The sequence below is a fragment of the Thermoplasmata archaeon genome (genome assembly GCA_038729465.1).
Lineage (GTDB): Archaea > Thermoplasmatota > Thermoplasmata > Thermoplasmatales > ARK-15 > JAVRLB01.
Genome location: JAVYRZ010000003.1, coordinates 1 through 23575, shown reverse-complemented (window position 1 = coordinate 23575; position 23575 = coordinate 1). Strand labels below are relative to the sequence as shown.

Genomic DNA, 23575 nt, shown 5'->3' with positions numbered 1-23575 from the left:
ATTTTTATGAAAATATACTTATATTATGAACGTTTCTGTTCTCATTATGAACTTCAAAAAAATAATTGAACTTAGTCATACTATTGAAAATAATATGCCCTATTATCCTGGAGACCCAGAACCAAAAATAGAAATCTATAAATCAATATCTAAAGATGGTGTGAATATTAAAAAACTACAGATGGGAACTCATACAGGCACACATGTAGACGCACCCGCTCATTTTCTGGAAAACGGAAAGCATGTCAATGAGCTTGACCTCTTGTCATATTCTGGTGAAGGTATTGTCATAAACGTTGCTGGTAAAAAAGAGATTGGAGAAGAAGATATTAATGACTCTGTAAAAGACAAGATTGCACTTTTTTATACTGGCACTAGTGAATTGTGGAAACTAAACTGGAAAATGCAAGAATTTTCATATTTTAATGTTGATGCAGTCAGAAAACTTGCAAATTATAAGGTAAAAGCAGTAGGCATTGATTCTCCAAGCGTTGAATCACCTCTTTCCAGCGATGGAATAGTTCATAAAACACTATTATCCAATAATATTCTGATCATAGAAAACATATCAAATAACATTAAAGAGCTTTTTAACAAAAAATTTTACGTGCTCTGTTTACCACTGCTTGTAAAGGATGGAGACGGAGCTCCTGCAAGAGTTATTGGAGTGATTGAATGAAAGCTATTATAGTATATCCTGGCAAAGAGGGGGTCTACGTTAAAGATTTACCTGATAACCAGACAGAAAAAGATAAAGTAGTAGTGAAAACACTGTATAATGGCATATGTGGTACTGATAGAGGAATCGTCACTGACAAAATTAAATTTGCTAGAGCTCCTGTCAATTCAGAGTATCTAATACTAGGACACGAAGCTCTGGGAGTTGTAAAAGATCCGGGGTCAAGTAAAATTCTAAAGAGAGGTGACCTGGTTGTTCCGATTGTGAGAAGAGGGTGTGGTAAATGCTCTAACTGCCTTAATGGCAGGCAGGATTTTTGTGAGACTGGAGAATTTACAGAGGCAGGGATACGTGGATTGCACGGATTTATGAGAGAAGAATTCACTGATGATGAGACAAACCTTGTAAAAGTTCCAGATTATATCAGAGATACCGCTGTTTTAATTGAACCGCTTACGAATATGATCAAAGCAGTTGATGAGATCCAAGCCCTGCAAAAACGTACCATTTGGAACTGTAAAGATTACACCTACCACTGCCGAAACGCAGCGGTTATAGGTACTGGCGCAACGGGATTGTTAACCGCTCTGCTATTCAAAACCATTGGATTTAATGTATCTGTTATAAACAGGAGAGAGGCAACCGAGCGAGAAATGAATTTTCTGGACCGGATTGAAGTAGAGTATGTTGACTCTGAAAAATACCTTGAAACTTTACCAGATTTGGATGTATTGCTGGACACTAGTGGAGTCCCTTCCGCAGTGTTTCCCCTGCTTAACAAATTGAAAAAAAACAGTGCTGTCACATTTTTTGGCACTACCAGCGGCACTTCATACCCTATCTCGGGAGAGATGATCACATATATTGTTGAAAATAATATACTTTTATTTGGCAGTGTAAATGCCATAAAAACTCATTTTGAAGACGCTGCAAAATATATAGAGCTCTGGAACACAAAGTATGGATCTCTGCTCAATACTCTTATCACTGATAGATTCAAGCCTGAAAATTCATTAGCTGCAATAGCTAAAAAACAAGAAGGAGAAATAAAAACAGTTATAGATTGGACTTATTGACCCAAGTTCCATTTACGACCCATACGGGTTCTTCTGGATTGAAGTATTCCTGGCCTTTAACACTGTACTTTTCTATTATTTTCTCGTTTATCTCCACTCCGATTCCAGGTCTGGATGGCAGAGAAAAATGCCCGTTTTCTAGAGGTGTGCTGTTAAATATCAGATCTCTTTTCCACTGTGGAAAAACATCATAGAATGATTCTTGTACTAAGAATAGAGGTATTGACGCATCCATCTGCAATGTTACGGCGTTTTGCACAGGCCCGAAAGCATTGTGAAACGCCATTTCTATGCCAAATGCTTCAGCCATGCCCACTATCTTCCTCGCTTCTGTTACCCCGCCAGAGTTAGTGATGTCCAACTGCAAAAAATCCACCACGTTCTCTTTCATATATTGCAGTGCCTGAACCTTATTTATTATTCTTTCTCCGAGTGCAACTTTCAAAGACGTGGCTTTCCTGTATTTTTTCAGGCCTTCAAGATCTTCAGGATGAACAGGCTCTTCTGCAAACAGAATATTCAGAGCTTCCAGTTTTTTTGCAATCATTATTGCTGAATTAACATTGAATCTGCCATGATGTTCAATCAACAGCTCTATTTTATCGCCAACAGCCTCTCTGACTGCTTTCACCCTAGCTTCTGCCTCTGTCAAGCCCTTCTCATCAATGTAGTCAAAGTAAGATCCAAAAGGATCAAATTTCAATGCAGTATATCCTTTAGATATCCATTCTTTCGCTTTTGCAGCAAATTGATCTGGTGTTACACAGTTGTCATACCAGCCGTTTGCATAAGCTCTGATCCTGTTTCTGTATTCTCCGCCGAGTATCTTATATACTGGCGTTTTTAGTATTTTGCCTATTATGTCCCAGCTTGCAATATCCACTGCACTTAATGCAGTAGTGGATTCAAAAGATTGTGCATTGTAAAAATCGTGTTTGTACCATTCTCTCCTGTTCTTCTCGACGTTGAATGGATCTTTTCCGATATATACTCTCGATATCTCTTTAATGGACTCTATCACTGGCAACACTCTCAAAGTTGGAACTGCTTCACCATATCCAACATACCCATCATCTGTTGTAATCTTTACAAGTATCATTGTAGAAGCCCATGTAGCACTACCTTTTTCCTGACCTAATTCATAAATATCTATATTTTTAATTTTTGTCATGATAGCTCATGTACTTTTTATCATATTTAAATATTTATCATATGTTATTTTTAATCTATGCCAGTGTTCCTCCTGAAATCTTCAAGTATTGCCATATATGTTAAAAATGCATAGTATGGTGACTTGTAAGGATTAAAATATTCATGTACAATCTGATCAGGAGAAGTTCCTGTAGACATATAATAGAGTAGATCTGAAGTCTGCAGATGTCTCCATATCTGCTTATTGTTACTGCTTTTCAATTTTTGAAGCTCTTTAAATGCTTCTTTCTGCATATCGTTCCCTAGCCATGGAGATACATCTCTATTCACATCTGCCCAAGAAATTGCCTCTGAAACTTTTATCATCTCTCTTCTTTCAAAAGATTGTGCTGCTTCGTTTATCGTGAGCATTTTAATTCCTCTGTTTTTAAATTCTATTGGCAGGTATTTAAGAAACTCAAATATACCAGTATCTGAAACCTGATGCTCTCCAAAAGTTTCATAGTCCATAAACAGATTTGCCATGTCTCCTGGGGCACTGTCTATCCATCTTGCGTACTTATCCGCTGTAAGAGGATACTCAGGCCAGTTCCATGTTGAGAACCTGAAAGATATGTCATCGCTCAGCCGATAGTTTCTTAAAAACAAGTTTAAGTTTGATACGGATCTGTAAATATAGTTTGGATTATGCGCGGATATCAACGAATCTGTGCCTTCTGCAATTATATTGGCATAGCCCATGGAAGATACATATCTTGAAATATCGTCATTATAAAGCAATTCTGTATTTCTAAAAGTCTTTGGTTTTATCTTGAAAAGTTTCCATATCATCTCTTCTTGTTCCTTTACCTGTGCCATAAACTCATCTCGATCCCATAAAGATGCAAGACTGTGGTAATATGTTTCACTTAACAGTTCTCCAAGCCCTGTTTTAAAATATTCTTTGAAAGTTTCTATAACTTCCGGCTCATATTCAATTGCCTGCTCTAAAAAAGTTCCAGACAGGGAGAAACTGGCTTTTATACCATGTTCTATAAACAATCTAGTGGTCGGTATATAACATTTTTTTGCCGCTCTCATAAAAATATCTCTGTTTTTCTCTTCCCAAAAATAGTCATGATTGATGCCGATCTCCTTCATTCTGTAGATTCTCAGCCTCCTGGGCTGGTGTACTTCAAAATAAAACACCACGTTTTTCATAAAGATAGATACACCTCCATTGTTTTTATTGCTGCTTTTTCCCAAGTAAACTTCTTTGCCTCCATCTGCCCCATCGAGCCTAAAGTGCTTCTAAGGCTTCTGTACTTTATTGCTCCTATTATATACTCTGCAATGAGATCTGTATCCCAAAAATCTGCCTTAAGTATATTTTTCAATACTTCTCCTACGCCTGTAGTTTTGCTTATTATAGCAGGTGTCCCTGAACTCATGGCCTCAAGAACAGTTATGCCAAATGGCTCTGAAACGGCAGGCAAGATGAATAAGTCACTATTTCGATAATATTGCATCGCTTTATTAAATTCTACAAAGCCAGTAAATATCATATTTTTATTAATGAAAAGCGTTTTTGATAGAGCTTTCATTTCCTCTAATTGCTCTCCAGTTCCAGCCATTATGAATTTTACATCATGAATCTTATCAATAACTTTTTTAGCGGCTTCTACGAAGAATATGGGGCCTTTTTGCATAGTGACCCTGCCAAAATATAATACATATCCCGATAAATCATAGTTTTTTGGCGGAATTGAAGAGAAATGTTTGCCCAATCCATTGTATATTGTGGTGATTTTAGAATCTGGAATATCATAAGTATCTGTTATTATTTTTTTAGTATAATCTGACACTGCAATTATATGATCCGCTTTTTTTAGCCCTTGCTCCTCTATGTCCATTATTGCCCTTTGCGGATAAAAGTTTCCTGACCTGTCTATTTCAGTGCTGTGAACAGTCACCACGAGAGGTATGCCATATTTTTCTTTAAGCTCTATGCCCGCTTTAAACGTGATCCAGTCATGGCAGTGAATTACCGCTGTATTTTTAGGATTAAAAGCTTTCACAACTTTCTGATTATACTCTTCAACCGCTTCGTAAAAGTTTGTAATAATAGGTTCATAACCACTTTTAAATCCCTGCGATGTCAGAGGGATAGTTTTTACAGAAAACGGATAAACAGGATATAATCTTGCCATATTTGGGATATATATCTCTACTTCCGCAAACTTGCTTATTATGCTGAACAGGTTAATTGTATGTATTCCAAGTCCACCTGAAAATGCTGGTGGTAGTTCCCATCCTATAACCGTGATTTTCATAGTTTATCTCTTTAAGTCTTCATAATATGCCCTTATCAACTCACCATAACTCCAAGCCTGAATAATGCATCCTCGTGGCTTATGTGGCTCATCACCATCAAATAGCTCTGGTATTTTCGACAATGAATACAGCTCTTTGAAATATTCTAAGAGCTCAGTAGGATTAGTGCCTGCATTTACTGATGCAGTGATATATGGCCCTGCAAGCCACGGCCATATTGATCCATTATGATATGCAGAATCTCTATGGTACTGATCTCCTTCATAGGTACCTATGTATCGTTTATCATCCTGAATAAGAGTTCTCAACCCTAAAGGAGTTAATAATTTAGATTTTACCAGTTCCAAATATTTTGAAAAGTTATCCAGAACTGGATAAGGCAGTGAAAATGCAAATATGAAGTTTGGGCGGATGCTATAGTCATCAGGCTCTGCCACATCCAGAATGATGTCATCTTTTACAAATTTAGCTTTAAACTTTTCCCTGACTTCTGGGATCAGGAGATCGAGATATTGTGGATATTCAACTTTCTGCTTTTTAGCCATAAACCTGACAATTTCCAGAGCGTTATACCATAGTGCATTAATTTCTACAGGATAGCCAACTCTGGGAGTAATTATCATATCCCCTATGCTGGCATCCATCCATGTTAACTGTGGTTTTTTAACTTTTATCAGAGAATCTATCATCTCAAAATAAGCGTTACCTTTCCTGTAGCTTTCAATTATTTCAAGGATCTTAGGATACACCAATTTTATAATGCTCAGGTCCTGTGTATATTTATAATACTTATACACTGCATATATGTACCATAATGATGAGTCTGCAGTGCTGTAATTATCAGGTTCAGATATAGTTTTTGGTGTCAATCCATTTTTTATCCTTTGTGTGTAATTTAATAATATCTCCTTAGCCAGCTGATACCTTTTAGGGATCAGCACAAGCCCTGGCAATGATATAAACGTGTCCCTAGCCCAAGGTGTAAACCAGTAATATCCTGCAATTATGTTATCTCTTGTCAAAAAATATGTTGAATTTCTAACTATTTTTCTAATATTTTCATTTTTAAGGCGAATGGAAGATAGAGACGATAAATATCTCTTTTCAACTTCTTCAAATGTGTAATCTGGAGCTTCATCCGTGTAAATGGAAACTGTCACTGTATCTTCGATATTTTCCAGTTCTATGTACCCTGGTAAATACAGGTCATCTTCGTAATTGCAGCCACGCTCTCTATCTCTAATATACTGAAAATTGTAGTACCACAGCTTATCTTCTTTAAAGCTTCCAATTTTGGCAATTTTCAAAAACAGGTTGTCTGAAAAAAATTTGTAAGCAAGCTGTTCTTCTGCAAATTCAATTTTTCTGTCATCTCGTTTCATTGTGTTGTGATAATTTCTGAACGCTAACAGAGGAAATAACCTGAAATATTTTGGTAGTTTGCCTGTAACTTTGTATTTTATCATTACTATATCTTTTTCTGGGTCTATTATTATCTTTTTTACAAGTTTGGTGTCTTCTAAATCATAATAAAAAGTGGGAATTGGTGCAGGCTCAAAATTCTGAAGATATTTATAGCCCTCAGGATAAATCACGTCCGGATAGTAATTGGTATCCAGATTTATCTTCTTATTTTCAAATTCCAGCTCTTCAAATAACTTTGATAATAGCACATATCTGTCAAACTGTGCGTTCATATTTTTAACATACAAGCCATGATAGGTACGGAGATTTGAAAACGATGCTGAGGAAGAGGCATAACTTCCATTTCTGTTGCTTATTAACCATTCTTCATCATAGTTCATATTACTGATTTAGCATAATGTAATTAATAAATCTTTGTTTTATTGATTATAAAAATAGGCTGTTTATCAAAAGCTTTAAATTTAAGAATACAGATACTATTTTATGGTAAGGTACTTGCCTATTGGAAATGGCAGAGTTTTAGTAAGCTTTGATAAAGATTATAGAATTGTAGATTTTTACTATGCTCATGACCAGTCTGATAATCATGCTGTGGGCCACCCTTTCAGGTTCGGTGTATCCATCAATGATCATTTTAGATGGATTGACCACTCTCTCATTACTTCCATGGATTATCTGGATGATACGATGATAGGTAATGTAAAGTATCAGATTGACCAGTTAAAATTTGAGAACCTGGATTTTGTGGATATATACCAGAATATTTATGTCAGAAAGGTTAACATCTTTAATCAAAGCAATGCACCTCAAGAAATAAAGTTCTTTTTCCATCATGATTTCTACATATATGGAAATGATATAGGTGACACTGCATTTTACTATCCTGAATTGAACTCAGTGATCCACTATAAAGGTAGCAGATATTTTTTAGCAGCTACACTGGACGATCTTAACAATACCAATGATCAGTATGCAATAGGCATCAAGGCTTTTAGGGGATTTGAAGGCACATGGAAAGATGCTGAAGATAGCAAGCTATCGTTTAATCCTGTAGCTATAGGATCCGTAGATTCAGTGATAAGTAATACGATAATCATACAGCCAGGAGAAACGAGAACATTCTATTATTTTTTAATATGTGGCGAAAATATGGACGAGATCATAAAAGATAAGAGCAATCTCAGCATTGATCAGTTGAGAGAAATGTATAGAAGAACAAATAATTACTGGGAGGTTTGGAGCGCAAAAAAGAAGATTGCTGTTAACTCTGACATTGCGTCTCTATTTAAAAAATCGCAGTTTATAATCAGAACGCATATAAATAATAAGGGCGGAATTATGGCTTCGTCAGATAGTGACATACTTAAAGACAGTAGGGATGGATATTACTATGTCTGGCCCAGAGATGCAGCCTTGGCAGCATATGCGCTTACTAAAACGTTGCATTTCAGCGCCTCAAGAAGATTCTTTGATTTTGCTTTAGGAACTGTATCGAAAGATGGGTATTTTTATCATAAATACACTGCAGACGGAAAAATAGCGAGCAGCTGGATTCCAAGAATCATTAACAATGAACCCATCATACCGATTCAGGAAGATGAAACTGCACTGGTGATATGGGCATTATGGCAATACTATTTGCAATCTCTGGATATAGAATATTTCTTTCCGTTTTATGATGCTCTGATAAAAAAAAGTGCTGATTTTTTAGTAAAGTTCACAGATGAAAACGGGCTGCCAAAGAGCTCTTATGATCTATGGGAGGAAAGGTACGGGGTGCATACTTTTACTGTGGCCACTACTTATGCTGGATTAAAAGCTGCAGCTAATTTTGCGAGAACTTTTGGAGATTTCGAGCTTGTTGAAAAATACAATGCTGCGGCTAAAAAGATGTCTGAATCTTTCGAAAAATATTTTTATTCTGAGGAGAAAGGGTACTATGCAAGAGCGCTTATTAACAATGTTCCAGATTTCACTGTAGATTCTCAGAATATGGCCTTATTTCTTTTTGATATGAAAGATGTCAAAGACACGAGAATGCAGTCAAATATGAACATAATATTACAGAAATTATGGGTAAAAAATGTAGGTGGCCTTGCAAGATATGAAAATGATACGTATCAGAAAACGAAAGAAGATTCTCATATTCCTGGAAATCCATGGATTATTACAACTTTATGGGCTGCAAGATATTTTATAAGAATGAAAGAGATAGATAAAGCAGTAGAACTAATAAGATGGGTACTGAATCACAAGCAGAACTCTGGGGTCTTATCAGAACAGATCAATCCATATGATAATACAGTATTATCAGTATCTCCTTTGATCTGGAGCCATGCTGAATTTATACTTACGGTTTTAGAGTATACTGAAGCAAAATGAAATTTTGATTATCATTTCTAATATTTTTTCAAGAACAAATTTAAGTATGAGAACTATTATAATATAATTATGAAAATGTTTATAAATGGAGAATGGGTTTTGTCAGAAACCGGGGAGTCTATAAAAAAAATAAATCCCAGCACAGGCGAGGTATTAGGCACTTTTCCTGCAGGCTCAAAAAAAGATGTAGATGCTGCTATAGACGCTGCTGAAGAAAGTTTTTATAAATGGTCAGATTTGACTTCTGTCGACCGATCTAAAATATTATATTCTGTTCATCGCTTGATTTCTGCTGAAAGAGAGGAACTGAAAGAGCTATTAGTTGCTGAAAATGGCAAGATTCTCAGAGAAGCAGAAGATGAGGTTAATGGAGTATTAGATCAGATCCAGTATTATGCAGAATTTGCAAGAAAGTTAAATGGATACGTGGTAGAAGGAGAGAACAGCAGGCGCAAGATTTTTCAATATAAAGTTCCGTACGGAGTGGTTGTAGCCCTTACTCCATGGAATTTTCCAGCAGCGATGGTGGTCAGGAAACTGGCACCTGCACTGCTCACTGGAAATACTGTTGTCTTGAAGCCGAGCAGTGATACTCCGTTTACTGCAGAATGGCTCGTAAAGAAATTTGAAGAGGCTGGCATTCCAAGAGGTGTCATCAATCTTGTAACTGGAAAAGGCAGTGAAATTGGAGATTATATAGTATCACATCAAAAAGTTGCATTGGTTACAATGACCGGTTCTACAGCTACCGGTCAGAGAATTATGCAGAACGCCTCAAAAAACATGGCAAAACTCATTCTGGAACTTGGCGGCAAAGCTCCGTTTATAGTATGGAAAGATGCAGACATAAAAAACGCTTTGAAAACCTTAATATGGGCCAAATTTCTTAATGCCGGGCAATCCTGCATAGCTGCAGAAAGACTTTACGTTCATGAGGAAATATATGATTCTTTCATGAATAAATTCAAAAATATAGTAAAGAAGCTCAGGATCGGGGATCCGAGAGTTTCAGATGTGGGGCCACTGATAAATGATTCTGCTCTTAAAACTACTCAAAACTTTGTAGAAAAAGCAAAAGAGGATGGTTTAAACATCCTGACAGGTGGCAAAAAACCAGATTTAAAAGGCAAATTCAAATATGGCTTTTTCTTCGAGCCAACAATAATAGAAAACGTTGCACAGAATTCTCCACTGTTTCAGGAAGAGATTTTTGGCCCTGTTATAGGCTCAGCCAGAGTTTCAAACATTCAAGAAACCTTAAAAAAAGCTAACGACTCTAAATATGGGCTTGCTTCTTATCTATTTACAAAAGACCCTGATTTCATATTTACAGCTGCTGAAAAAGTAAGGTTTGGAGAGTTGTATGTGAACATGCCTGGTCCAGAAGCTTCACAGGGATACCATACTGGATTCAGGATGACCGGGCAGGCAGGAGAAGGGAGCAGACAGGGTATTGAAGAGTATTTGAAACTGAAAAATGTGTATGTAGATTATTCAGGCTCAGAGCTCAAAATAAATACGATAAGAGACGATGTTTTCAACTGATCATTTAGTTATAATCCCAGTATAGCCGTCAATGAAAACTGTATCTTTTTCTTTAATTTTTTTAAGCATTTTAGTATTATACACACCCGTTATTCCTAGCTTTTCAATCTCATCCATAATTTTGTGATTAACAGGCTTGGTAAATATTATACCTTTAAAATTCTTAAAATGTTCTTGAATCTTGTCAATTTCATAGTCTAAAAAAAGTATGTCTCCAGTTTTTTTATTTGTTGAAACTAAACCTCTTACAGATTTTCCAGAAGGATAGCCACGCCCTAAAAACTCGCCTGCAGTTATGATCATTACGTCATTAGTTCCTCCAAATTTAAAATATGGTGCTCCGGAGGTTACTACCAATCTTGATCCTCTTTTTATTCCGTACATTCGTTCTAACTCTGCAATATATTCAGAGCTCTCAAGATTCTGCTTATCTGACACTAACAGTGGTTTTATGCCTCTCAACAAATTTATTCTTCTTGCCAAACCCTGATCAGAAATAACAGAATAAATAGGCACTCCCGGTCTGACCGCCGAAATCATTCTGGCGGTGTTTCCAGATCTGGTAAACGCGACTATCCCGTCTGCTTCAATTTCTTCAGCTATTACTTTTGACGCTTTACTTATAGAATATGCAACACGATTTCCCAGAAATTCTGCAGGTTCATTAAAATTTAATGTTTTTGTCTCTACAAAATTTAATATTTTTTTGAGATATAATACTGCCTGCTCTGGAAACTTTCCTATTGCTGTTTCTTCAGACAGCATTACTGCATCAGCATTATCGAGTATAGCATTGGTAATATCCGAAACTTCAGCCCTTGTAGGAGAGCTCGCATTAACCATCGATTCAAGCATTTGTGTTGCCACTATTGTAGGCACCCCATATTTGTGTGATTCATTAATTATCTTTTTCTGAATCAATCCGATCTCTTCCAGTGGCAGCTCAACACCCAGGTCTCCTCTTGCCACCATTATAAAATCTGAAACTTTCACAATGTCGTTAAGATTTCTTAACCCACTTTTTGTCTCTATCTTTGAAATTATAGCTTGATCGCCATGATTCTCCATTACTATTTTTTGAAGTTCTTCTACATTCTCTCTTTTCTGGACAAATGACAAAGCAAAAAAGTCTACGTTTGCTTTTATGCTTTCTTTTAAGAACATTTCATCCTTATTTGTAATTACACCTAGATCCAGATACTTTCCTGGCACATTTACCCTGCTTTTATCTCTGATCGTTCCACTATCCAGAGCTTTTACGATAATACCATTATTGCTTTTTGACACTACCTGAAACCTGAATTTTCCATCACTCATAAGTATATTGTCTCCGGCATCAAGGGTCTCAAGTATATTTGGGAAATTGATCTGGATAGATTCTCCTTTTTTTGTTTTATTGGATAGTTCATACGTGGCCCCAGACCTGATCAAAAACTCATCTGTATCAACTGTTCTCAGCTCTGGCCCTTTTAAATCAACCATCACTCCCACGAACGTATTAAGCTCTCTATTAAGTTTTTCTACCCTGTTTTTAATTTTTGTTATATATCCTTTTTCTGCATGTGCCGTATTTATTCTTACTGCTGACAATCCGTTAACAAATAATTTTTTCAAGATTATTTCTTCATCGCAAGCTGGTCCAACAGTAACTACAATTTTTGTATCGCTCATGTCAAAATCTATTATCTTTATAATACTTAATCTTTTCTTATCCTCCCCTGAAAATTATAATAGTGAGATTCACTATGATACACAAAAATAAAATGTTAAAATCTTTTTTTGCAATTTTCTGGAAAACTTAAATAATTATGTATCTTATATAGTTCTGGTGAGCATTATTGATAACAGTCAAAAACAGAACTGAGATTCTGGATCATGGCAATAAAGAACTCAGAAGCAAGGTTTTGGATATAATAGAGGCTAGCATTAATTCTGTAATACCTGAAAATCTAATAAAAAAATATGTTTCTCTTTTTGATGGCACAATAAAAATCGGAAATCTCAAAATGAGGGAGATTAAGAGAGTTATTATAATAGGCGCGGGAAAAGCTACTTATAATATGGCTTATGCTTTAGAGCAGATACTGGGAGATAGGATAGACAAGGGGGCAATCAATGTTCCTTATGGAGATTATGCAAAATTATCAAAAATCGATATTTTTCAGGCGTCTCATCCGGTTCTGGACAACAACAGTTTAAAAGGCACAGCTAAGATTCTAGATCTTTTAAAGGATCTCAATAGTGATGATCTGGTAATATGCCTCATTTCCGGTGGTGCATCTTCGCTTTTAGAACTGTTGCCTGAGAATATTTCGCTTACAGATCTCCAGCAATTAAACACTATTTTACTGGACAGCGGTGCAGACATAATGGAATTTAATACTGTGAGAAAACATGTATCACTTGTCAAAGGCGGTAAATTAGCAGAGCTTATCCAACCTGCAAAATGTGTATCTTTGATCCTTTCAGATGTACCAAGCAATGATCCTGCAATGATAGGATCAGGACCTACTGTTTTTGATAATACTACAAATGCAGATGCATATAATATCCTTAAAAAATATGGACTTATAGAGAAAGTTCCTGAGGCGATAACGAACTATCTTAAAAAAACAAAAATTTCAAAATTAAAAAATGGCAAAACATTGAATATTTTAATAGGTACAAATTACACTGCCTGCAAAACTGCAGCGGTAACTGCAAAAAAAATGGGGTATAAAGCGTTGATACTATCAACCAGCATGGAAGGAGAGAGCAGAGAACTTGGTGCGATGATCGCAAACATTGCAAACGAATGTAAACAGAAACATATTCCTTTAAAGCCACCATGCGCATTGATCATTGGCGGAGAAACGACTGTAAACATTGGCAAAGAAAAAGGTATTGGTGGCAGAAATCTAGAGTTTGTGCTTGGAGCATTATTAAAATTGGTCCATGATCCTGGGATAGTGATCGCCTCAGTAGGGACTGATGGAATAGATGGAACTTCAAGATTTGCTGGAAGCATAGGAGATGAAAGCACTATTAAAAATGCGATCGAGATTGGTTTGAATCCAGAAAAGTTTTTGACCACGCATGATACTTCCTCTTTTTTTGAGCAGTTGAAAGATGCTATATACACAGGTAAAACAAACACGAATGTGAGCGATCTGAGGATTATAATGATAACTTAGATGATAATCTAAAAAATATAATATATCAAGTATGTATTACATTCATCTATGTTTTTAAAACTTGAGGCTGTTCGTACGTCTGGAGAGTTGATAGACACTGCTTTTAAGAAAGCAAAGAGCATTAGCATTGCTTATCATCCAGACAAGGCTACAAAAACTAGAAACTGGGACATTAGCAAAGTAAAGGTAATAGAGGACAGTTTAGTAAAAACCCTAAAAAAGTACCTTAGCAGCTTTCCTGAAACAGAGGATTTAAATATATTTCATCTGTCTTTATTAGATACACTGGTAGGTACCGACCAATACAAGATCTCTTTAAGTTCGCTCAACTGGGCTAAAAACAAGGTTGTTGAATTAAGTACCAAAACTGTGAAAGAGCTAGAGAAGACAAGAGACCTGCCAAAGATGAAAAGTATCATGAACCAGTATTTTGGGAGGGTTGGATCAGTAATAAAGGGAATAGATAAAGACCTTAATTTTTTAAAAAATGCGAGAGACAAGTTTAGAGAGATTCCGGACCTAAATCTGGATATGTTTACAGTAGTGGTAGCAGGATATCCAAATGTTGGGAAGTCTGAGCTAGTTTCCAAGATTTCATCAGCCAAGCCAGAGATAGCGACATATCCATTTACAACGAAAGGCATACTTGTCGGATATTTAAATTTCAAAAGATTTAAAGTTCAGATAATAGACACACCAGGTTTGCTAGACCGGCCTGTTGAAGATAGTAACGTTATGGAAAAGCAGGCAATTTTAGCTTTAAGGCATCTTGCAGATCTGGTATTATTTTTAATGGATCCTTCTGAAACTTGTGGTTATACGATGGAAAAGCAGTTATTGTTACTTTCAAGCATAAAATCTAATTTAGAGATCAGCATAATACCGATAGAGAATAAAGCAGATCTGGTAGAAACAGAGAGCAAAAACATAAAAATCTCTGCAAAAACAGGTTATAAGCTAGATAAACTGATAGCATTGATCGAGGAGAAAGCTTTGGAGAGTGAAAAATATGAATAATGACATAATATTAAAATTAGCGTTGTTAAATGCTATTGAGCACAATGGAAAGGCTAGTTTTAATGCACTTTTAGGACACATCATAGCCTCAGAGCCAGCTATAAAAAAAGAGATGCGAGAGTGGGCTCCAATAATAACCGAGATAATAGAGAAAGTAAATGCGCTTTCTATTTCTGAGCAAAGAGATAAGTTAGAGGCAATTGCGCCAGAATTATTGATAAAAAAGAAAATTGTTGAGCATAGAACACTTGAAAATTTGCCAAATGTCACAGGACCGGTCAGAATGAGATTGGCACCATCACCTTCTGGGCCTCTTCACATTGGGCATTCGAGAATGGCAATCTTAAATGATGAATATGTAAAGAGATATGGTGGAAAATTAACTTTGAGATTAGAAGATACAAATCCACATAATATAGAAAAAGAAGCTTACCAGATGATTCAGGATGATCTAACCTGGTTGCAGGTAAAATATGATGAAGTGGTTATACAGTCTGCGAGATTTGATAAATATTATGAGTTTGCCAGAAAATTGTTAGAGATGAACAAAGCATACATTACGCTTTGCAAAGAGAAAGAGTGGCGCGCACTAAAGATTTCAAAAAAAGCATGCCCAGATCGAGATTTAGAGCCAGAACTGCAATTAGAGCGCTGGGACAAAATGCTAGCGGGAGACTATGAAAATGGTGAGGCGGTATTTGTAGTTAAAACAGATCTTGAACATCCCAACCCTGCTATAAGAGACTGGGCAGCGTTAAGGATTATCAAGCATGCAAATCACCCACTGCTGAAAAACAGGTATATTGTATACCCTCTCATGAACTTTTCAGTTGCGGTAGATGACTATCTTTTGAATCTCACGCATGTGTTGAGGGGCAAAGATCATTTAAATAACACTTACAGGCAATTGTATATATTTCGATATTTTGATTGGCCGGTACCAGAGTATATACATTACGGCAAAGTAAGAATTAAAGACACTTTCTTAAAAACTTCGCTTATAAAAAAAGGAATAAAAGAAAAGCAGTTTCGAGGCTGGGACGATCCGAGGTTAGGCACTTTAAAAGCTATTGCAACCCGAGGCATAGATCCAAATTCAATACGCAGGTACTGGATCGATGTGGGCATTAAAGATGTAGATATTGAATTTTCATGGGAAAACCTTTACGCATATGATCGGGATATTATTGAAAAAGATGCGAGAAGATTATTTTATGTATGGAACCCTGTGCAGATCACTGTCAAACACGAAGGAGTTCTGAGATCTATAGCGCCATATCACCCAAGCAGAAAAGAGCTTGGAAACAGAGAGTACAGCTTTGCTGACGATTTTAAACTGTATTTAACGAGCGATGACTGGAACGCTATTGAGCCTGGCAAAATTTTCAGGCTCAAGGATTTATGCAATGTTACAAAGCTTGATGCCAACCATGCAGAATATTCGGGCAATGATCTATCTATTATCAGAAAAAGTGCAAAAATTGTGCACTGGGTTCCTGAAAACTCAGAAAAATGCAAAGTTTACATGCCTGACGGCACAGTTCTTGATGGATTATTAGAACCTTTAGCAAGCACCTGCATTAACTCAGTAGTGCAGTTTGAAAGGTTTGGATTTGTAAATCTAAAAAAAGAGAGAAAGTATAGTGCTTATTTTGCACATAGATAGAAATATTATGCTTTTTCAGAAGAGGTTAATGGTACATAAGAAGGAAACTTTTTTAACAATATTACGTCTCCTACCGATTTTACCCATCTATAAGGTACAAGAACTGGCACTCCATCTTCTACCAGTAATGGATTTGTCTTGCTCACATATAATCCTGCGACACTCTGAATATCCACGTCCATAGATACATCTTCAATAGTTCCCAGTAAATATCCTTTATCTGTATAAATTTCCAATCCCACAAGTTCAGTAACTTCAGTCATCATAGGTATCCCTTTATGGAGGGTATTTGATTACTATTATTTAAAAATTTTGAAATATTTCGGCTTTTTCAAAAATATTCTGGAAAAATTAAATAATAAGATTTTGCTTATAAGGTCTGTGACCAAATAATGATTAAAGATCTCATAAACATTGCTAATGAAGCACGCAGTGCAACTCTGGAGTTTTTAGAAAAAAACTATGAGCATTCTGGGGATATTGTAAAAATGGGTGCAGACGGAACGCCAACTTCCAGAATAGACCTTGTGGCAGAACAGGAAGTATTTAAGTATGTTCAAGAAAAAAATTTGCCTATTAATATATTAAGTGAAGAGTATGGATATCTAGATAGAGGGTATGCTGAGACACTGGTCGTAGATCCTGTGGATGGAACCTACAATGCTGAACATAATATTCCTTATTTTTCTATATCTATGGCAATAGCCAAAAATGATCTCATATCTGCGACAGAAGCAGTAGTAATGAATATAGTTACTGGAAAATCATACTGGGCAGAAAAGGGAAAAGGTGCTTATTTTGAAAAAAGAAAACTTAGTGTTAAGAAAAACAACGGAGAACTGTTATTTGTTGCAAACATAGGAAATCAGGTATCTGAAGAGATATACAACATAATAAAATATGGCAGAAGAGTAAGAGCCATGGGTTGTTCCTCGCTTGAGATGATAATGGTAGCAGAAGGGACTGCAGATATGTTTATATATGATAACTATCCTTATCAGATTCTGAGAATAATAGATATTGCCGCAAGCTCATTGATAGTGAGAGAATCTGGTGGAGAAGTATTTGATGGAATGGGTAATATAATGAACATGAACTTTGACCTGAAAGAGCGAAAAAATGCCATAGCGGTTTCAAACACAACATTTATAGATAAATTTGAGATATTTAAAAACAGGGCCAGGTGATCTGATGAAATTTGTAATAGTAGGCAAACCAGAGTTCGAAAAAAGTGTAGAGGTGGTAAAAGAAGTATATGATTATTTAAAGAGTCGGGCAGATGTTACACTAGAATTACATACTGCAAAAAAATTAAAATTGGATGGAATTCCTCTAGAAAAGATAGATACAGATATAATCATCACTGTAGGGGGTGATGGTACCGTACTAAGAACTCTGCAAAATGCGAAGGGTAAAATTTTTTCGATCAATGTTGGAAAAGTTGGATTTTTGACTGAAACCATACCTGTAGATCTAGAACGATGCATGGATCGCTTGCTATCTGGAAATTATACGATTGATTCAAGAACTAAGATAAAAGTAATGCTAAATGACAAAAGGCTATTAGATTGCACTAATGAGGTAGTATTACATACAGTGGACATAGCCAAGATAAGATCTTATGCAATTTACGTAAATGATGAGCTTGCAGAAGATTTGAGAGCAGATGGAATTATCATAGCTACTCCTACAGGGTCTACATCATATGCATTAAGTGCTGGAGGCCCTATTGTAGACCCGCGGCTGGACGCGTTTGAAATAACACATATTGCCCCATTTAAGCTGGGTGCGAGATCGCATATTGTGCCCAGCAACGCGGTTATTGATGTACATTTGCTGGACATGAACAAAAATAGTCTGCTTGTATTGGATGGCCAGCAACAGATTGTTGTGTCTGATAAAGATAAGATCCGGTTAACTGTATCTGAAAACCGAGCAGAATTCATAAGGTTTTCCAGGGATTATTTTAGAAAATTTAGAGAGAAAATGATCTGAGTATGTTTAAAATAAAAAAAGATGTGATGAGGCTGATATGCGAGGCTTCAAAAGACACATATCCAAATGAGTTTGCGGCATTTTTGAGAATGAAATACGATATTGTATATGAAATTGTTATGTTGCCGGGTACTATATCAAGCTCTAGAAGCGCTATGTATCAGCTGCATATGAAACCTATCGATTTCACGATTGTAGGTACTGTACATTCGCATCCGTCCGGTGTGACACTTCCTTCTGAAGCAGATTTAAACCTGTTTTCCAAAACTGGAAAGTTGCATATAATTGTAGGTTATCCATATGATATCACAAATTTCAGTGCCTATGACAGAAATGGAAACAGAATAGAGGTTGAGCTGATATGATCGAGATCATTGACGGAAATAAACTAAATTCCAGATTTCATGATATCGCAGTATTAATAGATGTTTTTAGAGCTACCTCAAGTATACTAGTCATGTTAAAAAAAGGAGTCTCTTACATAGTTCCTGCAGCAACTGTGGAAGAGGCATATGCGCTTTCCCAAAAATATAAAAATGCAATTTTAGCAGGGGAGAAAGATGGTATTAAGGTGCCTGAGTTTGAGTTTGGAAATTCGCCAGTAGAGTATAATGCTCATGACCTTAAAGATAAGATTATAATATTTGTATCTACCAATGGCACAAGAGTACTGCAAAATATCAGGGCTGAAAAAGTGTATTTTGCCTCTTTTTTAAATGCCTATGCTGTTTCTCAAAAACTTAAAAATGAAAGTGATGTTGCGTTAATTGCTGCAAATAGAAAAGATCTCTATTCTGTTGAAGACTTTAAGTGTGCAGAATATATTGTATCTTTAATCAATAAAGATAATGTAGACTATGACCAGATCAAAAATGATATTCTGAGCTCTGAAAGTGCAGATCGGCTAAGAGAACTTGATGCGGAAGAGGACATGCTGTTTTGTTTGAAAAACAACATCATTGATTTTGTGCCTATATATAAAGGAGGGGTGATATATAAAAATGAGTGAAGATTTAGAGTTACATAACGCCGAGCAGATTTACAGATCCAATCTACAGAAAAGAGATCGGCTTTTTGAGAAATCAGAATTCATAAAAAAAGAGATCGAAGAGTTTTATACAAAGAAAGATGAATTATTTGAGAAATTCGATGAACTTATAAAACAAAAAGATGAAGTTTATGCAAATCTTAATCTGCACAAGAGCAGAAGAGATCTTTTTAACAGAAAGGTAAAGGATCAAATTCAGTCAAACAGGAAAAATAGTAGCCTCGATAATAACTTTGAAACATTAAAAAAAGAGTATGAAAAATTAGAGCTAGAGCTTCAAACCAGTTATCATTCTGTTTCAGAAGAAAACAGGATCATTGAGCAGATAAGAGCGCTGAGTAAAATGCTGGATTCTACTGTTCCTGAACAAAACATTGAAATACCTGAAAAAATGGATATTGAAGAGCTTAAGAAAAGTGCTGATGAAGAGCACAAGATCGTGCTTGCAAGTATTGAGAACATAAAAGAGTTAAACAAAAAAATAGATGTTGTAAAATTGCAGATTGAGGGCATCAATGATATGTTGGCCAGAAAAAAAGAAGAATTTAACATTATACGCGATAAGATAGACAAATTAAGTTTAGAAATTAAGAATATGAGGGATAAGATAATAGAACTGAAAGGAGATACAAATAGTGATAATTACAGCATAAAAGATAATCCAGAAGAGATTGAAGAAAAATATGATGATGCTCTCGAAATTTTAAAATCTAAAAAAAAGATAGAGTTCTAATAAGATAATAAATAAGATCAACAGCACAATGGAAATATACACTATTTTCTTATCTGAGCCAAATACAATGGGAAATGGCCCAACCAATACAAACCCTCCAAATTTAGACTTTACCCTGTTTTTACTATTATCAAATTCCATGCTTTCATAAGGAACTGAAATAAATAAAATAATAATTCCGAGAAAAATAAGTATAAAGCTCAGTGCCGCCAGCGCCCCGGTGCCCCACAGCACAGGAAAGATCAAAAAGATACCAAAGTTAACTGCGCCTGATGCTATTGCAATAAAAAGAATCACTATACCTAAAACCAGTAACAACAATCCAAGATATCTAGATACTATTTTCATTGGCTCAGCTTTGCTCCACAATTCCTGCAGAATTTATCATCAGGCTTTACCTCTTTCTGACATACAGGACAAAGATATTGAAACACAATCTTAGCGCCACAGTTCCAGCAAAATTTATCGTTTTCGTTTATGATGCTTCCACATTCTGGGCACCTTAATATCTCTGCATCGTCTATTGCCGCAGGTGCTTTTTCATTTTCTAAAATTTTGTCTGCTTTAACTGAATATTTTAGTGCTTCTGTATAGTTCTGATCCATAAAATCTTTTTTGGCAATTTCCAGCATTTGCAATGCTGCATTTTTAGTATTTTGATCTTCAACATTGCCAATTTTGCTTTCGACCATATTTATAGAAAATTTTGCAGACAGATAGTTTTCTGGAAATTTCTTTTTAAGCTCATATGTTGGAGAAAGAACTTCTTTCTGCTCCACTTTGATTTCTGCCACTTTTTTTATTTCTTCCTCTACCTGTGGACTTACCTGCTGGCTTTTAGCATGTTCTACATTTTCAGCATTTAATCTGCTTATGAGCCTGCGAGCTTCACTGCATAATCCTATAACCTTAGAGTAACTCTTATTCGAATATTCAGATCTGGCTTCGTCAAGTATACTCTCAATTGAAGCTACATCATAGCCCCGTTCTTTCATGATATTATTGAGGCTTTCAGTCGATTTTAGTAAATTGTAAGCTCTATCTTCAATATTTGTATCTTCTGAAAGCTCTCTTTTCTTAATCTTCCTAATAATCATTATTGCTTCATAAGATATTATGGGGACCGCAATTAATATCGCAACTATCAATATTATCAGATATTCTGTATTCATACTATACTTTACATTATTATCAACTTAATTAATAAATGTTTTGTGGTAATTACCTCTATGAAAGTTAAGAGCTTAATTGTTATTTTGTATTTCATATTCAAAACCTTTTTATTAATATGCTTTTCTATACTAAGCGATCTTTCTGCCTAAAACAGATAATGTTAAATATCAATTATATTATACATTTCTTAAAATGGAAACGGTAGATATTACAGATCTAGACCCTCAAAAAAAATTCGAGATAAAGCTGCATATCTCTCTCATAAACTATGCAGAGAGAATAATTCCAGAGTACAAAGAGAAGAAAGATGATCTGAACGGATACATAACAGAGCAGGTTTCTAAGATCAAGATGCTATTAAACATACGCTCTGAAAATTTTAAGATTTCAGAAAATGATAAGATAATATTCAAAAAATAAAAAAAGGAAAAAAGTGTTTATCCAGACAATTCAGGTTCTTTCTGTTCTTCTATTATAGCCGTCATATCGAGTGTTTTATATGTAGATCTTAAGCCAATTATATACACTATCACAAAGACTACTATCATCAATAGCGTATCATATGGAAATGCTAGTAACGGTGTTGCGGTTGGATACATCTCAAATGCATATCCGAAAGCTCCAAAGTACGAAACGAGATAAGATCCAAATATAAGTACCAATAGCCAGTATGATGATTTGAACATGATCTTATCTTCTGCTTTTACTTTACTCTGCGTAATTAATGTTGTGCTTACTATAAGAATCATTTGTATGAGCCAGACTATTATAAAATATTCAGTATTGGCGGATAGAGATATTGATGATGATGGATATAATACATAGATGTATGCAAATATTTCAGTTATTATTGCTATAATTAACCCTATTGTTCCCACTCCATAGCTGTATGCTTTTGATAATCCCAGTTTTGCAGAACCGTACAAGAAATAGAACAGAGGTATACCGACAAATATCGTGGAGAATACGAGAGTTAAAGTTCTTATTCCAGACCAGTAAACTATCAATGCAGCTCCAATAAATGCAATAGGAGCTATTATAGATGCACCTTTCAGATGATATGGCCTTTTCAGTTCTGGAGAGTGTTTTCTAAACGCATATAAAGCTAGTGGGCCAATTACATAGGTAAGCACGGTTGCACTGGTTATAAATCCGACGAAAAGGTACCATGATGGAAACGGCAACAAAAACAGCATTCCCACAAACAATGATAGTAATAAAGCGAAGAGAGGTATTCTGTATTTATTGGTTACTCTCAGAAATAGTTTTGGAAATATTCCGTCTGCTGCTATACCGTAAGCAACTCTCTGTGCATTTCCTTCATATATCCAGCCTGTTCCGGACGGAGAGATCCAAGCATCGATTAGCAGGAAATAAGAAAATGCGACGATTCCTGCAATACCACTGTATTTTAATTCCGTAAAGAACGGGGCAGAGCCCAGTGCATTAGCTGGTCCTATTGTAGTCCATGCTCCTAGCGCTACGCCTCCAGCGCTCCATCTAATAGCGCCGATAAACACGATCTGCAGTGCAGTATATAAAACAATTGCGGCTACAACTGAGTAAACTGTTGCTCTCGGGATATCTCTCTTAGGATTTTTAGCTTCACCACCAAATTCCAGTGCCTGCCTGAATCCCAAATATGAAAATAATATGCCTGCAGCAGGTATTGCAAAGAAAATGCTTGATATTCCAGTTGGGAAGAAGCCATTGTATGCTGTAAAGTTAGAGCCGTTAAATAGAAACAGCAATAGTATAAATGTCAATGATGGTATGATGAATTTCCACCATGTAGCAACAGTGTTAAATTTTCCTAAAAATCTGATCCCGAAATAATTCAGGAAGAAGAACCCGATCAAGAGCAATATTGCATATAGAATTCCGTAACTGGTCAGAACCGATACTCCGGCAACTGTATGAAATATGTTTGGAATATATGTAGATGCGTAAGTTAACGTTGCTTCTGCTTCAACCGGGGGTACGCTTGCAGCACCTAAAAAATAACCCCAGCTCATTATGTATCCTGTATATCCACCTAATGCAAGATGAGGATATCTTACTATTGCACCGCTTTTTGGAACTGCGCTGGAAATTTCTGCAAAGGTCAAAGCTATGAACAAAACTATTACTCCGCCGATAATCCAAGACAGTATTGCGCCAGGACCTGCTAATGATGCCCCTGCAGCAACACCAAGAAG

At 35.9% G+C, this 23575-nt stretch carries 22 protein-coding genes; 13 read left to right on the top strand and 9 right to left on the bottom strand.

Translation table 11 applies throughout. The features are described from left to right. The first annotated feature begins 46 nt into the window (after positions 1–46). Positions 47–679: a cyclase family protein gene (locus tag QXQ25_01585; protein MEM0160397.1), complete on the top strand. Its 633-nt coding sequence runs from the start codon at positions 47–49 to the stop codon at positions 677–679. Further along, a complete protein-coding gene (locus QXQ25_01580; GenBank protein MEM0160396.1) occupies positions 676–1755 on the top strand; it encodes a glucose 1-dehydrogenase in 1080 nt (359 codons plus the stop codon). Before QXQ25_01585 ends, QXQ25_01580 begins: the two co-directional genes overlap by 4 nt. Here QXQ25_01580 and QXQ25_01575 read toward each other — a convergent pair. The 4 genes from QXQ25_01575 to QXQ25_01560 are packed head-to-tail and all read right to left on the bottom strand — an operon-like array spanning position 1736 to position 7025. Continuing rightward, positions 1736–2926: a mandelate racemase/muconate lactonizing enzyme family protein gene (locus QXQ25_01575; GenBank protein MEM0160395.1), complete on the bottom strand. Its 1191-nt coding sequence runs from the start codon at positions 2924–2926 to the stop codon at positions 1736–1738. The genes QXQ25_01580 and QXQ25_01575 overlap by 20 nt on opposite strands. A gap of 50 nt (positions 2927–2976) precedes the next feature. Then, the gene (locus QXQ25_01570; protein MEM0160394.1) at positions 2977–4107 is read right to left on the bottom strand and encodes a glycoside hydrolase family 57 protein; all 1131 of its coding nucleotides are present in this window, start codon (positions 4105–4107) and stop codon (positions 2977–2979) included. Continuing rightward, positions 4104–5219, bottom strand: coding sequence for a glycosyltransferase family 4 protein (locus tag QXQ25_01565; protein ID MEM0160393.1), 1116 nt, complete (start codon positions 5217–5219; stop codon positions 4104–4106). The genes QXQ25_01570 and QXQ25_01565 overlap by 4 nt, the downstream gene beginning before the upstream one ends. Positions 5220–5222: 3 nt before the next feature. After that, a complete protein-coding gene (locus QXQ25_01560; GenBank protein MEM0160392.1) occupies positions 5223–7025 on the bottom strand; it encodes an amylo-alpha-1,6-glucosidase in 1803 nt (600 codons plus the stop codon). A 103-nt stretch (positions 7026–7128) separates the two neighbouring features. On the opposite strand from QXQ25_01560, the gene QXQ25_01555 reads away from it, so the two are divergent. Together QXQ25_01555 and QXQ25_01550 are read left to right on the top strand one after the other, a co-directional pair. After that, positions 7129–9027: a glycoside hydrolase family 15 protein gene (locus QXQ25_01555; GenBank protein ID MEM0160391.1), complete on the top strand. Its 1899-nt coding sequence runs from the start codon at positions 7129–7131 to the stop codon at positions 9025–9027. A gap of 69 nt (positions 9028–9096) precedes the next feature. Beyond that, positions 9097–10572 carry a D-glyceraldehyde dehydrogenase gene (locus tag QXQ25_01550; protein ID MEM0160390.1) on the top strand — a complete coding sequence of 492 codons (1476 nt, stop codon included), beginning with the start codon at positions 9097–9099 and terminating at the stop codon, positions 10570–10572. Here QXQ25_01550 and pyk read toward each other — a convergent pair whose 3' ends face one another. Next, entirely contained in the window at positions 10573–12243 is a 1671-nt protein-coding gene (pyk, locus tag QXQ25_01545; GenBank protein MEM0160389.1) for a pyruvate kinase, read from the bottom strand. Between the two features lie 167 nt (positions 12244–12410). Here pyk and QXQ25_01540 point away from each other — a divergent pair, with 167 nt between their 5' ends. Genes QXQ25_01540 through QXQ25_01530 form a run of 3 tightly spaced genes read left to right on the top strand, consistent with a single transcriptional unit; the run spans position 12411 to position 16428 of the window. Continuing rightward, positions 12411–13745 (top strand): glycerate kinase, encoded by a 1335-nt coding sequence (locus tag QXQ25_01540; protein MEM0160388.1) that lies wholly within the window; start codon positions 12411–12413, stop codon positions 13743–13745. A gap of 48 nt (positions 13746–13793) precedes the next feature. Further along, on the top strand, positions 13794–14762 hold the full coding sequence (locus QXQ25_01535; GenBank protein ID MEM0160387.1) for a GTPase: 969 nt from the start codon (positions 13794–13796) through the stop codon (positions 14760–14762). Further along, on the top strand, positions 14755–16428 hold the full coding sequence (locus QXQ25_01530) for a glutamate--tRNA ligase (protein ID MEM0160386.1): 1674 nt from the start codon (positions 14755–14757) through the stop codon (positions 16426–16428). Before QXQ25_01535 ends, QXQ25_01530 begins: the two co-directional genes overlap by 8 nt. A 5-nt stretch (positions 16429–16433) precedes the next feature. Here QXQ25_01530 and QXQ25_01525 read toward each other — a convergent pair whose 3' ends face one another. After that, positions 16434–16694: a PRC-barrel domain-containing protein gene (locus QXQ25_01525; protein MEM0160385.1), complete on the bottom strand. Its 261-nt coding sequence runs from the start codon at positions 16692–16694 to the stop codon at positions 16434–16436. 126 nt (positions 16695–16820) lie between these two features. Between QXQ25_01525 and QXQ25_01520 the strand changes: the two genes are divergently transcribed. The 5 genes from QXQ25_01520 to QXQ25_01500 are packed head-to-tail and all read left to right on the top strand — an operon-like array spanning position 16821 to position 20204. Further along, positions 16821–17615: an inositol monophosphatase family protein gene (locus QXQ25_01520; protein MEM0160384.1), complete on the top strand. Its 795-nt coding sequence runs from the start codon at positions 16821–16823 to the stop codon at positions 17613–17615. 4 nt (positions 17616–17619) lie between these two features. After that, positions 17620–18423, top strand: a complete 804-nt coding sequence (locus QXQ25_01515) for an NAD(+)/NADH kinase (protein MEM0160383.1) — start codon at positions 17620–17622, stop codon at positions 18421–18423. A 2-nt stretch (positions 18424–18425) separates the two neighbouring features. Further along, positions 18426–18788 carry a Mov34/MPN/PAD-1 family protein gene (locus QXQ25_01510; protein MEM0160382.1) on the top strand — a complete coding sequence of 121 codons (363 nt, stop codon included), beginning with the start codon at positions 18426–18428 and terminating at the stop codon, positions 18786–18788. Continuing rightward, a complete protein-coding gene (locus tag QXQ25_01505) occupies positions 18785–19432 on the top strand; it encodes a 2-phosphosulfolactate phosphatase (protein MEM0160381.1) in 648 nt (215 codons plus the stop codon). The genes QXQ25_01510 and QXQ25_01505 overlap by 4 nt, the downstream gene beginning before the upstream one ends. Next, the gene (locus QXQ25_01500; protein ID MEM0160380.1) at positions 19425–20204 is read left to right on the top strand and encodes a hypothetical protein; all 780 of its coding nucleotides are present in this window, start codon (positions 19425–19427) and stop codon (positions 20202–20204) included. The genes QXQ25_01505 and QXQ25_01500 overlap by 8 nt, the downstream gene beginning before the upstream one ends. On the opposite strand, the gene QXQ25_01495 is transcribed toward QXQ25_01500, so the two are convergent. Both QXQ25_01495 and QXQ25_01490 read right to left on the bottom strand, forming a co-directional pair. Beyond that, a complete protein-coding gene (locus QXQ25_01495) occupies positions 20175–20552 on the bottom strand; it encodes a DUF131 domain-containing protein (GenBank protein MEM0160379.1) in 378 nt (125 codons plus the stop codon). The two genes, QXQ25_01500 and QXQ25_01495, sit on opposite strands and share 30 nt — an antisense overlap. Continuing rightward, positions 20549–21376, bottom strand: coding sequence for a zinc ribbon domain-containing protein (locus QXQ25_01490; protein ID MEM0160378.1), 828 nt, complete (start codon positions 21374–21376; stop codon positions 20549–20551). The genes QXQ25_01495 and QXQ25_01490 overlap by 4 nt, the downstream gene beginning before the upstream one ends. A 193-nt stretch (positions 21377–21569) precedes the next feature. Between QXQ25_01490 and QXQ25_01485 the strand changes: the two genes are divergently transcribed. Beyond that, positions 21570–21797: a hypothetical protein gene (locus tag QXQ25_01485; protein MEM0160377.1), complete on the top strand. Its 228-nt coding sequence runs from the start codon at positions 21570–21572 to the stop codon at positions 21795–21797. 17 nt (positions 21798–21814) lie between these two features. On the opposite strand, the gene QXQ25_01480 is transcribed toward QXQ25_01485, so the two are convergent. Beyond that, the coding region (locus QXQ25_01480) for an APC family permease (GenBank protein MEM0160376.1) at positions 21815–23575 on the bottom strand (1761 nt) is incomplete at its 5' end.